Origin of the sequence: Pantoea sp. JV6 (assembly GCF_025910055.1) — a bacterium.
Lineage (GTDB): Bacteria > Pseudomonadota > Gammaproteobacteria > Enterobacterales > Enterobacteriaceae > Pantoea > Pantoea agglomerans.
The window spans coordinates 338501-353535 of record NZ_JAPCIM010000004.1 but is presented as its reverse complement, the minus strand read 5'-3'; the positions used below and the strand labels follow the sequence as shown (position 1 = coordinate 353535).

Below are 15035 nucleotides of genomic sequence, written 5' to 3'. Positions count from 1 at the left end.
GATATGAACCAGGTGGAACAATTTCCGCATATGGTAAGGGTTTGATGCGCTGGGGTACATCGTTTCGGGCTGGATTTTTTCTCTGTTTACCGCCAGGCTGGAATCCATCTTTTGCAGTGATATGGCGTCCGATTCACCCGGATGCAGACAAAAAAACTCACGGGAGTCAGCATGAAACAACCTGAAGTGGCGGTTCTGGGATTAGGCGCAATGGGGCACGCATTTGCCGCAAACCTGCTGAAAAAAGGCTTTCACGTTCATGGCTGGAACCGCACCCGCGCGCGCGGCGAAGATCTGCTGGATGCGGGTTTGCAGCTGGCTGACTCGCCAGCTGAGGCGGTGCGTGAAGCAGATGTCGTGATCGCCATGCTGTCTGATGGCGACACCACTGAGCAGGTGCTGCATCAGGTCAAAGAGGCGTTTAAGCAGGGCGCGACGCTCTGCCAGATGGGCACCATCGGCGTAGAAAAAACCGACGCGCTGATCGCCTTTTTCGCAGAAAAACGCCCCGATTTGTTACTGATCGATGCGCCGGTCTCCGGCACCAAAGCGCCAGCAGAGAATGCGCAGATTCTGGTGCTGGCCAGCGGCGATCAGAGCCGGGCGCAGGCCGCAGAAGCGGTGTTTGCTGCCATCAGTAAAGGCACCCAGTGGCTGGGTGAGGCGGGAAAAAGCACCCGGATGAAGCTGGTGATCAACAGCTGGCTGATTGGCATGATGCAAAGCCTGGCGGAGAGTACCCGGCTGGCAGAGCAGTTCGGCTTTTCCACCGACGATCTCTGGCAGGTGCTGGAGGGCGGTCCGCTGGCCGCACCGTATGCGAAAATGAAGCTCGGGATGATCGCCAGCGACGACTTCACGCCGCAGATGCATCTGGTCTGGGCGCTGAAAGATGCCCGCCTGGCGCTGGATGCCGCAGAGACGCCACTGCCGGCGCTGGAGAATATCGCCCAGCTCTGGCAGCAGGCGGTGGAGGCCGGACACGGTGAAGAGGATCTGGCGGTGATCTACCGCTACCTGAAGGCGCAATGAGTCAGCAGCATTTTGACTTCAGCACGCGTCCGCTGGTGCCGCTGGCACACGATTATCTGCACGGTGCCAGCGAACCCTGGCACCAGCACGCCTGTGCCCAGCTGATCCACACCCTGAGCGGCGTGGTACGGGTAGAGACGGAGTATGGCAGCTGGATTGTGCCGCCGAGTCGCGGCGTCTGGCTGCCCGCATTTACCCGTCATGCGCTGCAGATTACCGGCAGTGTGGCGGCGCGCACGCTGTTTATCGATCCGCTGGCGCGCGCCGATCTGCCCGCCAGTTGTCAGGTGGTGCAAATCTCACCGCTGCTGCGCGAACTGATTGTCACGGCGCTGAGCCTGCCAGAGCGTTACGCCGCAGGCAGTCGGGCCGAGCGGGTGATGGAGTTGATTCTGGATGAGATTCGGGGCATGGATGTGCTGCCCTTTGCGCTGCCAACGCCCGACAGTCCCCGTTTACAGGCGCTGTGCGAGCTGATTCAGCAGACGCCCGGTGAGAGCTGGACGCTGCTGCGGGCCAGTGCCCACCTGAATGTCTCGGGCCGCACTCTGGCCCGCCATTTTATGCGCGAAACCGGCCTGCAGTTCAGCGACTGGGTGCGGCGCGCCCGACTGGCTATCGCCCTGACGCGACTGGCTCAGGGCGACTCCGTGCTGCGGGTGGCGCTGGAACTGGGCTATGAAAGCCCCAGCGCGTTTAGTGCGATGTTTCGTCGTCTGCTGGGCGTCTCTCCGACTGACTACTTTCCGCCTGCAGAAACTGGCCTGCCGCGCTGAGCAGCGCCTGCAGGGCGGCGCGGGCGGTGTCATTGTCGATACTCACTCCCCAGGCTCGCGCGCCACGGGCATCCACGCAGCTGATATAGGCCACCGAGCGGCTGTCACTGCGTCGTCCCAGCGTATGCTCGTGATAGTCCTCAATGGTCAGATGCAGATCAAACGCGCTGCGCAGGGCATTGACCGCCGCCGACAGCCAGCCGTTGCCGCTGCCGGTCAGCATCAGCGATTGCGTCTGATACACCACGCTGGCGCTAATCTGCGTCTGCCCGCCGCTGTCGCTCTGGCTGTCAGCCCGCTGTAATGCCACCGCGGGCTGCGTTACGCCATACTGGCGGCAGAAGAGCTGCCACAGCGCGTAGTGCGTCATCTCTCCGCCGTGCCGGTCAGTCTCCTGCTGAACACAGCGGCTGAAATCCTGCTGCAGCGCTCGCGGCATTTGTAACCCGTGATTCTGCTCCAGCAGCCAGGCGGCCCCGCTTTTTCCCGACTGGCTGTTAACGCGGATCACCGCCTCATAGCTACAGCCAATGTCAGCCGGGTCCAGTGGCAGGTAAGGCATCTGCCACTCTGTCTCCTGCTGCTGAGCGCGGATGGCGAACCCTTTTTTAATCGCATCCTGATGAGAACCGGAGAAGGCGGTGAAGACCAGCTCGCCCGCATAGGGATGGCGCGGATGAACCGGCAGCTGGTTGCAGCGGGTTACCACTTCAATCACCTCATGCATCTGGCTGAAATCGAGCTGGGGCGAAACGCCCTGGGTATAGAGATTCAGCGCCAGCGTCACCAGGTCCACATTGCCGGTGCGTTCACCGTTACCAAACAGACAGCCCTCGACCCGGTCAGCGCCCGCCAGCAGCGCCAGTTCTGCGCAGGCGACGCCGGTGCCGCGATCGTTGTGCGGATGCACGCTGATGCAGACGGCATCACGGCGGCTGAAGTGACGGCAGAAAAACTCAATCTGATCGGCATAAACGTTGGGGGTATTCACCTCTACCGTGGCAGGAAGGTTAATGATCATCGGGCGCTGCGCGTCCGGTTGCCAGACATCGGCCACCGCCTCGCAGATCTCCAGCACAAACTCCGGCTCGGTAAAGCAGAAGGTCTCTGGCGAATATTCAAAGGTCCAGTGGGTTTCCGGCTGTGCCTCGCATTCGGCGCGGATCTGCCGTGCACCAGCGGTGGCCAGCGCCACGATTTCCGCTTTGCTCTGCTTAAATACCCGCTCGCGAAACAGCGGCGCGGTGGCGTTATAGAGATGTACGATGGCGCGCGGCACACCCTGCAGCGCCACAAACGTGCGGGCAATCAGGTCCTCCCTCGCCTGAGTCAGCACCTGTAACGTTACATCCTCCGGGATACGCTGTTGCTCAATCAGGTCGCGGACGAAATCGAAATCCGTCTGCGACGCCGAGGGAAAGGCGACCTCGATCTCCCGGAACCCGCAGCGCAGCAGCAGATCCCAGAAGGCCATTTTGCGTTCCCGATCCATCGGTTCTGCCAGCGCCTGATTGCCGTCACGCAAATCGGTGGAGAGCCAGCGCGGCGCCTGGGTCAGCTGGCGTGAGGGCCACTGGCGATCGGGCAGGGTGATCAGCGGGGAGGGACGATATTTATCAGCGGGTCGGGTCAGCATAAGAGTCTCCTGTGGTTTTTTTACCAGTCTGCCGACACGCCTCCGGGTCCGCGCGCGCAAGGCTGACAACCTTACGCGCAAAAGTGACAATACCCTGCATGACCTGCATGACCTGCATGACCTGCATGACCTGCATGACCTGCATGACCTGCATGACCTGCATGACCTGCATGACCTGCGTTGCCCTGCGTGCGCTCTGGTTTGGTGAATCCGCCGGGCAGGGTTAGCATGGTCGCCTGTTTATTTGGGTGGACTCTTATGCTGATTTTTGACGGTCACAACGATCTGTTGCTTAATCTCTGGCTGCATCATCGTGATGCGCCCGCGCAGGCGTTTTATCAGGGGATTGAACGGGGCCACCTCGATTTTCCGCGCATTCAGCAGGGCGGGCTCGGCGGCGGGCTTTTTGCAATCTTTGTGCCTCCGCAGGAGTACATTGCCCGCACCGTTCCGGCACGTGCCGACGAGCCGTTTCAACCGCTTCAGATCATGTGGCAACAGCTTGAGCTTCTGCAGCAGCTGGCCGATGCGTCAGGCGGACGGGCGCGACTCTGCCGCAGCCATGACGAAATTGCCGCCTGCCGCGCCGCAGGCGTACTGGCGATGGTGGCACACATCGAAGGTGCTGATGCGCTGGATGAGGAGGGCGAGCAGCTGCACGCCTTCTGGCAGGCGGGGGTGCGCAGCATCGGGCCATTCTGGAATCTGGCCAGCCGCTTTGGTGAAGGCGTCAGCGGCACCTTTCCTGGCTCGCCCGACACCGGGCCAGGCCTGACCCGCGCCGGAGAGAGGCTGATTCAGCAGGCGAGTGACCTGAAGATGATGATTGACGTGTCGCATATGAATGCAAAAGCCTTTTGGGACACCGCCCGGCTCTCCAGCGCGCCGCTGGTCGCCAGCCACTCCAACGCGCATGCTCTCTGTCCGCAGCCGCGTAATCTGACGGATGACCAGCTGGTGGCAATCCGCGACAGCGGCGGTCTGGTCGGCATTAATTTCGGCAACGCTTTTCTGCGCGCCGACGGTAAACGCGACGCTGACACGCCATTAACAGAAATTGTTAAGCATTGTGATCACATGTTGAAGATAATGGGCAGCGACCATGTAGCCTTTGGCTCTGATTTCGACGGGATTACCCCACCGGCTGCGCTGGGCGATGTCAGCGGATTGCCGCGATTGCTCGCCGCTTTTCAGGAAGCGGGCTATGATCAGACACTGACAGAGAAACTGGCATGGGGAAACTGGCAGCGGGTTTTGCATCTGACCGGGCTGTGATAACAATTTCCTGATGTTCCGGGCTTGATCCCGACGCGCCATTGGCGCAACATCTGCCTGGAAATTGTGACGGCGGTCTCATTCAATGCCGGTCACACTGATTTCAGGCAGCTCATTTACTGTTAACCAAGAGGAAGTAACTCATGTGGAAAAAACCAACTTTCGTTGATATGCGTCTCGGTCTGGAAGTGACTCTCTACATCTCCAACCGTTAATCGTTCTGCCCGCCCTCTGAGCGGGCATTTTTTTTCAACTTCTGGTTTTCCTCTATGTTTATCAAAATCCTCGGTTCAGCCGCGGGCGGCGGGTTTCCGCAGTGGAACTGTAACTGCGCCAACTGCCACGGCGTGCGTAACGGCACGATCCAGGCCCAGGCACGCACGCAATCGTCGATTATCCTCAGCGATAACGGCGAAGATTGGGTGTTATGCAACGCTTCACCCGACATCAGCCAGCAGATCCTGCACACGCCCGAACTGACCCGCAAAGGGGTGTTACGCGGCACGGCGATCGGCGCGATTATCCTTACCGACAGCCAGATCGATCACACCACCGGGCTGCTGAGCCTGCGTGAGGGCTGTCCGCATCAGGTGTGGTGTACGGCGGAAGTGCATGGTGACCTCAGCACCGGCTTCCCGATATTTCCTATGCTCACCCACTGGAATGGCGGCTTACAGCACCGTCCCATTGCGCCACTGACGCCGTTCAGCGTCGATGTTTGTGGTGATCTACAGTTCACCGCGATTCCGATTATCAGTAATGCACCGCCTTACTCGCCGTATCGCGACCGGCCGCTGCCGGGCCATAACGTGGCGCTGTTTATTGAAAACCGCGCGAATGGTCAGACGCTGCTTTACGCGCCAGGCCTGGGCGAGCCGGATGCGGTGATCCTGCCGTGGCTGCAAAAAGCGGATTGCCTGCTGATTGATGGTACCGTCTGGCAGGATGATGAGCTGCTGACTACTGGCGTGGGTCATAACACCGGCAAGGCGATGGGCCATCTGGCGCTGGCGGAAGAGCAGGGGCTGATGGCACTGCTGGCGTCGCTGCCGGCAAAACGCAAAATTCTGATCCACATTAACAACACCAATCCGATCCTTAACGAGCAGTCACCGCAGCGTCAGTTTCTGACGGAGCAGGGAATAGAGGTGAGCTGGGACGGAATGGCGATCCACCTTCAGGGCTAAAACATGCAGATCACTGACACGCTGTCGCCGCAGGCTTTTGAACAGGCCCTGCGCGACAAAGGCGCTTACTACCATATCCATCACCCGTATCACATCGCGATGCATAACGGTCAGGCCACGCGCGAGCAGATTCAGGGCTGGGTGGCGAATCGTTTCTATTACCAGACCACCATTCCCCTGAAAGATGCGGCGATCATGGCCAACTGCCCCGATCCGGCTACCCGCCGTAAATGGGTGCAGCGCATCCTCGACCACGACGGCAGCAACGGCGAAGAGGGCGGCATTGAGGCCTGGCTGCGGCTGGGCGAGGCGGTCGGGCTGACGCGCGAAGAACTACTTTCAGAGCAGCATGTGCTGCCGGGCGTGCGCTTCGCGGTGGATGCGTATATTAACTTTGCCCGCCGTGCCAACTGGCAGGAGGCGGCCTGCAGCTCACTCACCGAGCTGTTCGCCCCGCAGATCCACCAGTCACGGCTCGACAGCTGGCCGCAGCACTATCCGTGGATCAAAGAAGAGGGCTATTTCTACTTCCGCAGTCGCCTGGGTCAGGCGAACCGCGATGTGGAACATGGCCTGGCGCTGGCGCTGGAATATTTCACCACCGCTGAGACGCAGAACCGCATGCTGGAAATTTTGCAGTTTAAGCTCGATATTTTATGGAGCATGCTGGACGCCATGACCATGGCATACGAGCTGAAACGTCCGCCTTATCACACCGTGACTGATAAAGCGGCGTGGCACACCACCCGACTGGTATAACAGATGAATGAAAACTCGATTGCCGCGTTTCGTCGCGGCTACCGCATGCAGTGGGAAGCCGCCCAGGATACCCATGTGGTGCTCTATCCCGAAGGCATGGCGAAGCTGAACGAAACCGCCGCCGCCATCCTTGAACTGGTGGATGGCAAGCAGGATATCGCCGCGATTATCGCAACGCTGGATAGCCGTTTTCCGGAAGCGGGCGGCGTGGGTGCAGACGTTTTAGAGTTCCTGCAATCAGCCTATGAACAGAAGTGGATACAGTTCCGTGACCCCGCATAAACCTGACGTGAATCCGCCGCTCTGGCTGCTGGCCGAGCTGACCTATCGCTGTCCGCTGCAGTGTCCCTACTGCTCCAACCCGCTGGATTTCGCCCAGCAGGAGAAGGAGCTGACCACCGAGCAGTGGATTGAGGTGTTTCGTCAGGCGCGGGCGATGGGCAGCGTGCAGCTCGGATTCTCGGGCGGCGAGCCGCTGGTTCGTAAAGATCTGCCGGAGCTGATCAAAGCGGCGCGCGACCTCGGCTTCTACACCAACCTGATCACCTCGGGCATCGGCCTGACGGAGAAGAAGCTGGATGCGTTCAGCGAGGCGGGGCTGGATCATATCCAGATCAGCTTCCAGGCGAGTGACGAAACCCTGAATGCGGCGCTGGCCGGTTCGAAAAAAGCGTTTCAGCAGAAGCTGGAGATGGCGAAAGCGGTGAAAGCCCACGGCTATCCGATGGTGCTGAACTTTGTACTGCATCGCCATAACATCGACCAGATCGACAGGATCATCGATCTCTGCATTGAGCTGGAAGCGGATGACGTGGAACTGGCGACCTGTCAGTTCTACGGCTGGGCGCAGCTTAACCGTGAAGGCCTGCTGCCCACCCGCGAGCAGATAGCCCGCGCAGAGGCGGTGGTGAAAACCTACCGCGAGCGGATGAGCACCACCGGCAATCTGACCAACCTGCTGTTTGTGACGCCAGACTACTACGAAGAGCGCCCTAAGCCCTGCATGGGTGGCTGGGGTGCCATCTTCCTCAGCGTTACGCCAGAGGGCACCGCGCTGCCGTGCCACAGTGCGCGTCAGCTCCCGATAGAATTTCCCTCAGTGCTGACGCAAAGTCTGGACGATATCTGGTATAACTCATTCGGCTTCAACCGTTATCGCGGTTTTGACTGGATGCCAGAGCCATGCCGCTCCTGTGATGAGAAAGAGAAAGATTTTGGCGGCTGTCGCTGTCAGGCTTACATGCTGACCGGCAATGCCGACAACACCGATCCGGTCTGCAGCAAATCACCGCATTACGGCAAAATCCTTGACGCCCGGCGTGAGGCGGATTGCAGCGACATTAAAATTGGTCAGCTGCAGTTCCGTAACCGCAGCAACTCACAACTGATCTATAAAACACGGAACCTCTGATGAAAACGCGTTGCCTGGAGATAAACGGTCTGACGGTTGAACTGGTGCATCAGCCCGATGCCAGCCAGGCCGCCGCCCTGATTCAGGTGGGCGCGGGGAGTCACGACGAACCCGATCGCTGGCCCGGACTGGCGCATCTGCTGGAACATCTGCTGTTCACCGGCAGCACCGGCTGGCCTGATGAGGGCCGGTTGATGAGCTGGATTCAGACGCAGGGTGGCAGGGTTAACGCCACCACGCTGGCCCGGCGCAGCGCGTTCTTTTTTGAGGTCACGCCGTCGCTGCTGGCTGACGGGCTGGCGCGACTGCAGGATATGGTCTGCCATCCGCTACTTGATAATCAGGCGATCGGCCAGGAAGTGGCGGTGATTGATGCGGAATATCAGCTATTGCAGCGTCATCAGCCGTCACGCATTGAAGCCGCACTGCTGCACGCCGCCGCGTCACCTGCGGAATTCCACCGGTTCCATATTGGCAGCCGGGCGAGTTTTGGCGATGAGCTCTCTGCACTGCAGCGGGCGTTGCGCCAGTTCCACCAGCGCTACTACTTCGCCAGCAATATGCGGCTCTGGCTGCAGGGGCCACACTCACTGGATGAGCTGGAACAGCTGGCGCGTAACGTTGCTGCCGCGCTGCCCTCCGGTCAGTGGCGACAGGATCTGCCACCGCCGCAACTGACCAGCAATACCTGCTGGCAGCTGGCAGAGACCGCACCTGGGGCGCTATGGCGCAGCTGGATACTGGATAACAGTGACGGTGTCACGTTATGGCGTGAATTTCTGCTGGATGAAGCACCCGGATCGCTGCTGGCTACCCTTCGTGAGCAGGGGCTGGCGGAGTCGCTGGAGCTGAAGTGGATCTATCAGGCGGGAGGCGCGCTCTGGCTGGCGCTGGGCGTTGAAACGCATCAACCCGAAACCGTTAATGTCTTGATCGACCGTTATCTGGAGGCACTGCGCCAGACGAATGAGCCACAACATCAACACTATCACCATCTGGCGCAGCAGCGATTTGTGACACTGTCACCGATGGAGCAGTTACGCCAGCGCGCAATCGGCTTTGCGCCAGATGAAGCCGTGCCTGCGTTACAGCCGCTGCTGGCGCGTCTCACCGACGCGCCGGGCACGCTGCTGTTCTGCACGTCGCACCCGGCTGAGGAAACCCTTCAGACGCAGGGATTCAGCCTTGCGCTGACCGCCTGGCAACCAGCCCCGTCTGAGGCGCTACCTCCGGCGAATTTCACATTCTATCCGTTCGAGACCGCCTTAACGTCTGAGCCGCTGCCCGCACAGACGGTGGCATTGCCGCATCATCAGCCTGACGACCTGCAGGCGACGCTGATCCTGCGACCAGAGTTCTGGTCAACGTTCACCGAAGCGGCAGGCGAAGCGCTGGGGCGGCGGTTACGTCCGCTGTTTGCCGCGTTGCGTCATCAGGGCGGCAACGGCAGCTGGCAGGAAGTGGAGGGCGTGTGGCAACTGACACTACAACTGACGCCGGATGAGGCGGTGGCTGACCGGGCGCTGAGCCAGATTGTCGCCGCACTGACGCTGCCGGTTGAGGCGGCGCAGCCTTCTTCGGGTGAAAGCATCGCGATTCGTGCACTGTTGCGGCAGTTGCCCTGGCAGCTGGCCGCCACCATTACGCCACATTGCTGGCGGGCGGCGCTGAAAGGCGGCAACGCGGCACTGCATTCACTGATTGCCCGGCGGCTGAGCGCACTGTCGCTACCGGTTAATCCTGACACGCCGCCAAAGCGCATGACGACACAAACCGGTATGACGCGCCTGCCACACAGCAGCGCGGACAATGCTCTGCTGCTGTTTATCCCGCTGCATCGACCTGAACAGCTGGCGGCGCTACGCGCGCTGGCGCTGATCTACGAGCCGCGCTTTTTCCAGCGCTATCGCGTTGAGCAGCCTATCGGTTATGTGGTCAGCAGCCGCTATATGCGCTGTGCCGATGAAGATGGGGTACTGTTTGCGCTGCAGTCGCCCGATTACAGCGCGCTGTCACTGCTGCGCTACTGCCGCAACTTCCTGCGGTCACTGAACGAGACGCTGGCGGGTTACGATCTGGCGGCACTGAAAGCGCGTCTTCTGAGCCGGGAAGTGGAGCAGCCACTGGCGTGCTTACGCGCTGACAATGGCCTGGCAGAACCGGATGCGGCGCAGATTGAGGCGCTGACACTTGCGGATCTGCAACAGCTTCACCGCACGCTGATTCAGGATCGCCGCCGCTGGCGGGTGCTGTTCACCGGCGGTGAAAATGTGTAGCGCCCGGTATAAAGTTGCTGAATTTATTTGAAAATTACCGACAAATCTCTTCACTGTCTATTCCGGGCGAACTGGACCACACTCAATTCACTTTGTCCGCATAAGGAATTGACCGTGAAAAACTTCAAACGTATTGCACTGCCCCTGTTAGCCGCTGCCACCCTCTACGCCCCGTTGTCTCAGGCTGAGGCGATGCACTACCAGCTGAATCCTGAGCATACGTCGGTGATTGTTGCCTGGAACCACTTCGGCTTCTCAAACCCTACCGCTGATATCCCTGATGCAACCGGTAACCTGGTGTTTGATAAAGATCATCCAGAGGCATCACGCGTTGACGTGACCCTGCCAGTCAGCAAAATCGACAGCCACGTGGCTGCGCTGACCAAAGAATTCAAAGGCGCTGAGTACTTCGACACCGCTAAATATCCGACTGCGACCTTCCACAGCACCAAAGTGGTGGCGAAGGGCGACAACAAATTTGATGTTGAAGGCAACCTGACCCTGAAAGGCATCACCAAGCCAGTTACGCTGCACGCGACGCTGAACAAGCAGGGCGAGCATCCGATGGTGAAAAAGCAGGCGATTGGTTTTGATGCCACCGGCACCATCAAGCGTTCTGACTTCAAGCTGGACAAATATGTCCCAGCGGTAAGCGACGAGGTCACTCTGACTTTGTCTACTGAAGCCTACGCCAAGTAAGCTTTTTGGGACGTAGCGGCTTGCTGCTACGCCCCTTATTCGTTTTTTCTGCGCCTTCTTCCCCTCTGAAATCTATTCTGCCCGCCTGTTTATCTGCCATAAAATAATCCGGATATCTCCTCATCAACTATTTTCTGAACGCTTTATCTGGCCCGGAACCGGGAAAAATGAGGCGAAAGTCACAAATTTGCAACAGCACGGAATAAGCCACTCTGTGCCGCTGTGTGGCGAAATAAAATTCAGATGTCTTCTGAAATAACTCATTGATTTATATCGTTTCACTCTAATCGGCCTTCCCGCGAATAGTGTGATTTTGATCTCAAAAACCGCCGTTCAGACACCTCTGTCAATAACTCCGCCCAAAAAATACCGCTCGTAACTGTGATCTCCTCTGCAAATAGCAACCCCACGAACCGGAAGAATGGCCCTCAGCAGATTAAGACAGCGAGGTGAGGGAAATGCGAATTGGAATGGTGATCAGTGGCGGTGATGTAACCGGCATTAATAATTTTGTCTTCCAGTTAGGGCGTCTGACGCAGGCGGAGATCGTGATATTTGATGGTGGCATTCCCGGCCTGCTGGCAAATAACCATCGTGATATCAGCCAGCGTGATCTGCTCGACTTTTCCATCGCCTCAATTCCGGTTATGCAATCGGGACGCACGCAAAAGAAACTGGTGCGCAGCGAATATGAATGTATTGCCCGCCAGCTGAAAAGCGCCCGTATTGAAGTGTTAATTATGGCGGGCGGTGACGGGTCGCTGCAATTTCTCCATACCCTGTCCGAGTCTGGCGTTAATTGTTTCGGCGTCGGCATGACTATCGATAATGATGTCTTCGGCAGTGATTACACCCTGGGTTTTTCCACCGCCTGCGAGCAGGTATTAAAAGAGGTCGCGAAACTGCGGAATACCGGGCGCGCCTTACCTGGCCGGGTATTTATGCTGGAGTTACTCGGCGGTTACTGCGGCGAATTAACCCTGCAGTCGGCGATTAAATCCAACGCGGACATTGCGCTGATCCCGGAGTGCCAGATTCCTTTGCCACAGCTGGCGCAGCGCATCACCCGGCGGCTGGCAGAACAGAACAGCGTGATCATTCTCTGTTCAGAAGGCTACACCCGCGAATATTCGCCCGGTTTTCAGGGGGCTATCGACACCTTAATCAAACAGCTTGAGCCGCTTATTGGTGTGCGCGTCCGTAAAACTATCCTCGGTTACGGGCTGCGGAATGGTGATCCCACCTGCGAAGAGATTTATCAGGGCACCATTATGGCCAGTGAAGTGGTGCGTTGTATTCAGTCAGGCATGCGGAATAAAGCGGTCATTATTAACGGCAGCAATAAACCGATTCCGATTGATTTAATAAGCATGCAAAAACGCCTGGTCGATATTGACGGGCACCATTATAAACTCGCTAAACAACTCAATATATTGTGAGGAGAAAACCATGCTGAAAATATTATGTGTCTGTGGTTGTGGCTTAGGATCCAGTTTTGCGATTGAGATGAGCGCAAAAGCGGTTTTAAAAAAACTGGAGATAGAGGCCGATATCGATCACACCACCATTTCAGAAGCGAATGCCTTTAAGTCGGACATGATTCTGACGCAAAAAGCCTTTGCCGATGTGTTAAATGCCGACGCCAGTCCGGAACAGATTAAGCGGGTCATTATTCTTAACCGGCTCACCGATAAAGCGGAAATAGAGCAGAAGATCCTGGCCTTTTTAAAAGAACGCAACGTAAAGGTCGCCGCCCATGAATAGTGTGATCGACTTCCTGGTAAAAGATCTGCTGGGGCAGGCGTCTATTCTGATCGCCTTTATTGCCCTGATTGGTCTGCTGCTGCAAAAGAAATCTGCAGGCAAGGTGGTGGAAGGCACCTTTAAAACCCTGCTCGGTTTTTTAATTATGATGGCGGGTATCAATATTATTGTGGGAACCCTGACGTTCCTCAATACCATTTTTACCCACGGCTTTGGCATGCGCGGCTATATCACCGATGTTGCCGCCATTGCCGGGCTGGCTAACCGTGAGCTGGGGTCTGAAGTGGCACTGACGCTGCTGGTGATCTTTATCGTCAATATCATCATCGCGCGACTGACGCCCTTTAAGTACATCTTCCTCACCGGCCAGGCCCTGCTGTGGATGGCGACGATTGGCGCGGTGATTGGCTATAAAGCGGGGCTGACCGGTCTGCCGCTGATCCTGACCGGCGGTATCTTTGGCGGGATCATGGCCGTGGTGATGCCTGCGCTGGCGCAGCCGGTGGTACGGCGTATTACCGATTCGGACGACGTTGCCCTGGGTCACTTCTGCACCATTGGTTATCTGGTCACTGCGGCGGTCGCCAAAGTGGTCGGCAAAGGATCGCGATCCACTGAAGATCTTAAGCTGCCCGATAACTTCAAGTTTCTGCAGGATACCTATCTGTCGATGGCGCTGGTGATGGTGCCGATGTACCTGATCCCCGCCGTGGCGGCCGGTCCGGCGTTTATCGCCCAGTACAGCAACGGCATGAACTACCTGATGTACGCCTTTATGCAGTCGATTCAGTTCGTGGCCGGAGTCTTTGTGCTCTACAGCGGCGTCCGCCTGCTGCTTAACGAGCTGGTGCCTGCCTTCCGTGGTATCGCCATGCGTGTCGTGCCGGATGCCAAACCGGCGCTGGACTGCCCGGTGATGTTTCCCTATGCCCCGAACGCGGTGATTGTTGGCTTTCTCGCCACCACGCTCGGCTCAATTGTCGGCATGCTCGTCTTCCCGATGTTTGGTCTGGCGATGATCCTGCCTGGCCTGCTGACCAACTTCTTTGCCGGTGGCACCGCCGGGGTATTTGGTAATGCCATGGGCGGACGGCGTGGCGCGATGATCGGCGGCTTCGTCCACGGCCTCTTTATCACCATTCTGCCCGCCATCCTGGTGCCGATGCTGGAGAGCTATGGCTTCACCGGTGTGACCTTCAGTGACTCAGACGTTATCAGTACCGGCCTGGTGCTGGGCCACGCCTTCCAGAATAACTGGCTGTTCGTCGCCCTGTTTATTGCCTTTGTTACCGCGCTTGCCTGGTTTGTTAATGGCAAATCCACAAAACCTCAAGAGGAAAAAATTCATGAAACTTTATAACTTCGCCGATCTGTTACAGCTGGCTAAACAGCGCGACTTTAAAGCGGTGGGTTCTTTTAATCTTCACTGCCTGGAGATGCTGCCCGCCTATTTTAAAGCGGCAGAGAAAACCAATAGTCCGTTAATGATTCAGATCTCCACCGGCACGGCGAAATATCTCGGCCATAAATTACTGGTCGATGCCATTAAATCGCTGTCAGAGAGCAAAAATGTCCCGACCTGTCTGCATCTCGATCACTGTTCCGATTTAGCGGCGATTCAGACAGCGATTGATGCCGGATTCAGTTCCGTGATGTATGACGGGTCCCATCTGTCAATTGAGGAAAATATTGCCAACACCCGCCGGGTGATCGATATGGCGCGTCCGCACAATGTTTCGGTAGAAGCGGAGCTGGGCGCGATTGGCGGCTCGGAAGATGGTAAATGCGTGGAAATGGAGGCGATTGCGTTTACGCCGGTGGAAGATGCGCGCCGCTTTGTCGAAGAGACCGGCGTCGATATGCTGGCGATCTCCATCGGCACCGTGCATGGACTTTACACCGGCAAAGCGCATATTCAGCATCAGCGGCTGGCAGATATCACGGCGGCAACCCACACGCCACTGGTGCTGCACGGCGGCACCGGCGTCAGCGATGAAGATATGCGGCTGGCGGTCAGCAGCGGTATTGAGAAGGTCAATGTCGGCACCGAAATGAATGTTCAGTGGGTGGCGCAGTGCAAATCGACCTTTGAAAAAGGCAAGGTCAATGACAGCGTGCGTAATTTCCTGGTGCCGGCCAATGATGCGGTAACCAGTGTGCTGGTAGAGAAGATGCAATTATTCCGGTAATCGCCCGTTTCGCCATCACCGGCTTATTGCG

General features: G+C 57.8%; 16 protein-coding genes. 14 read left to right on the top strand and 2 right to left on the bottom strand.

Going from position 1 to position 15035, the window contains the following annotated elements; translation table 11 throughout:
* Window positions 1–141: 141 nt before the first annotated feature.
* Both OK412_RS08510 and OK412_RS08505 read left to right on the top strand, forming a co-directional pair.
* The gene (locus OK412_RS08510; RefSeq protein WP_071785072.1) at window positions 142–1032 is read left to right on the top strand and encodes an NAD(P)-dependent oxidoreductase; all 891 of its coding nucleotides are present in this window, start codon (window positions 142–144) and stop codon (window positions 1030–1032) included.
* Entirely contained in the window at window positions 1029–1808 is a 780-nt protein-coding gene (locus tag OK412_RS08505; protein ID WP_010245094.1) for an AraC family transcriptional regulator, read from the top strand. Before OK412_RS08510 ends, OK412_RS08505 begins: the two co-directional genes overlap by 4 nt.
* Here OK412_RS08505 and leuA read toward each other — a convergent pair.
* Window positions 1729–3444, bottom strand: coding sequence for a 2-isopropylmalate synthase (gene leuA, locus OK412_RS08500; RefSeq protein ID WP_167432951.1), 1716 nt, complete (start codon window positions 3442–3444; stop codon window positions 1729–1731). The genes OK412_RS08505 and leuA overlap by 80 nt on opposite strands.
* Complete coding sequence (locus OK412_RS08495; protein WP_264353039.1) at window positions 3425–3616, bottom strand: hypothetical protein; 192 nt, start codon at window positions 3614–3616, stop codon at window positions 3425–3427. The genes leuA and OK412_RS08495 overlap by 20 nt, the downstream gene beginning before the upstream one ends.
* Window positions 3617–3702: 86 nt before the next feature.
* Between OK412_RS08495 and OK412_RS08490 the strand changes: the two genes are divergently transcribed.
* From OK412_RS08490 to OK412_RS08435, 12 genes are all read left to right on the top strand, one after another.
* On the top strand, window positions 3703–4719 hold the full coding sequence (locus OK412_RS08490) for a dipeptidase (RefSeq protein ID WP_264353038.1): 1017 nt from the start codon (window positions 3703–3705) through the stop codon (window positions 4717–4719).
* A 143-nt stretch (window positions 4720–4862) separates the two neighbouring features.
* Window positions 4863–4934: a pyrroloquinoline quinone precursor peptide PqqA gene (gene pqqA / locus OK412_RS08485; protein WP_010245082.1), complete on the top strand. Its 72-nt coding sequence runs from the start codon at window positions 4863–4865 to the stop codon at window positions 4932–4934.
* Window positions 4935–4988: 54 nt separating this feature from the next.
* A complete protein-coding gene (gene pqqB / locus OK412_RS08480; RefSeq protein ID WP_052271963.1) occupies window positions 4989–5906 on the top strand; it encodes a pyrroloquinoline quinone biosynthesis protein PqqB in 918 nt (305 codons plus the stop codon).
* 3 nt (window positions 5907–5909) lie between these two features.
* Window positions 5910–6665 (top strand): pyrroloquinoline-quinone synthase PqqC, encoded by a 756-nt coding sequence (pqqC, locus tag OK412_RS08475; protein WP_010245074.1) that lies wholly within the window; start codon window positions 5910–5912, stop codon window positions 6663–6665.
* Between the two features lie 3 nt (window positions 6666–6668).
* Window positions 6669–6947, top strand: coding sequence for a pyrroloquinoline quinone biosynthesis peptide chaperone PqqD (gene pqqD / locus OK412_RS08470; RefSeq protein WP_010245072.1), 279 nt, complete (start codon window positions 6669–6671; stop codon window positions 6945–6947).
* Entirely contained in the window at window positions 6910–8076 is a 1167-nt protein-coding gene (gene pqqE / locus OK412_RS08465; RefSeq protein ID WP_413629120.1) for a pyrroloquinoline quinone biosynthesis protein PqqE, read from the top strand. Before pqqD ends, pqqE begins: the two co-directional genes overlap by 38 nt.
* Window positions 8076–10352 (top strand): pyrroloquinoline quinone biosynthesis protein PqqF, encoded by a 2277-nt coding sequence (gene pqqF / locus OK412_RS08460; RefSeq protein WP_264353036.1) that lies wholly within the window; start codon window positions 8076–8078, stop codon window positions 10350–10352. The genes pqqE and pqqF overlap by 1 nt, the downstream gene beginning before the upstream one ends.
* Window positions 10353–10466: 114 nt before the next feature.
* A complete protein-coding gene (locus tag OK412_RS08455; RefSeq protein ID WP_010245067.1) occupies window positions 10467–11051 on the top strand; it encodes a YceI family protein in 585 nt (194 codons plus the stop codon).
* 458 nt (window positions 11052–11509) lie between these two features.
* Window positions 11510–12490: a 6-phosphofructokinase gene (locus OK412_RS08450; protein ID WP_010670113.1), complete on the top strand. Its 981-nt coding sequence runs from the start codon at window positions 11510–11512 to the stop codon at window positions 12488–12490.
* Window positions 12491–12500: 10 nt separating this feature from the next.
* Window positions 12501–12815 carry a PTS sugar transporter subunit IIB gene (locus OK412_RS08445; protein ID WP_010245062.1) on the top strand — a complete coding sequence of 105 codons (315 nt, stop codon included), beginning with the start codon at window positions 12501–12503 and terminating at the stop codon, window positions 12813–12815.
* Window positions 12808–14175, top strand: coding sequence for a PTS sugar transporter subunit IIC (locus OK412_RS08440; RefSeq protein WP_008925155.1), 1368 nt, complete (start codon window positions 12808–12810; stop codon window positions 14173–14175). Before OK412_RS08445 ends, OK412_RS08440 begins: the two co-directional genes overlap by 8 nt.
* Complete coding sequence (locus OK412_RS08435) at window positions 14162–15004, top strand: class II fructose-bisphosphate aldolase (protein ID WP_010245055.1); 843 nt, start codon at window positions 14162–14164, stop codon at window positions 15002–15004. The genes OK412_RS08440 and OK412_RS08435 overlap by 14 nt, the downstream gene beginning before the upstream one ends.
* Window positions 15005–15035 lie beyond the last annotated feature (31 nt).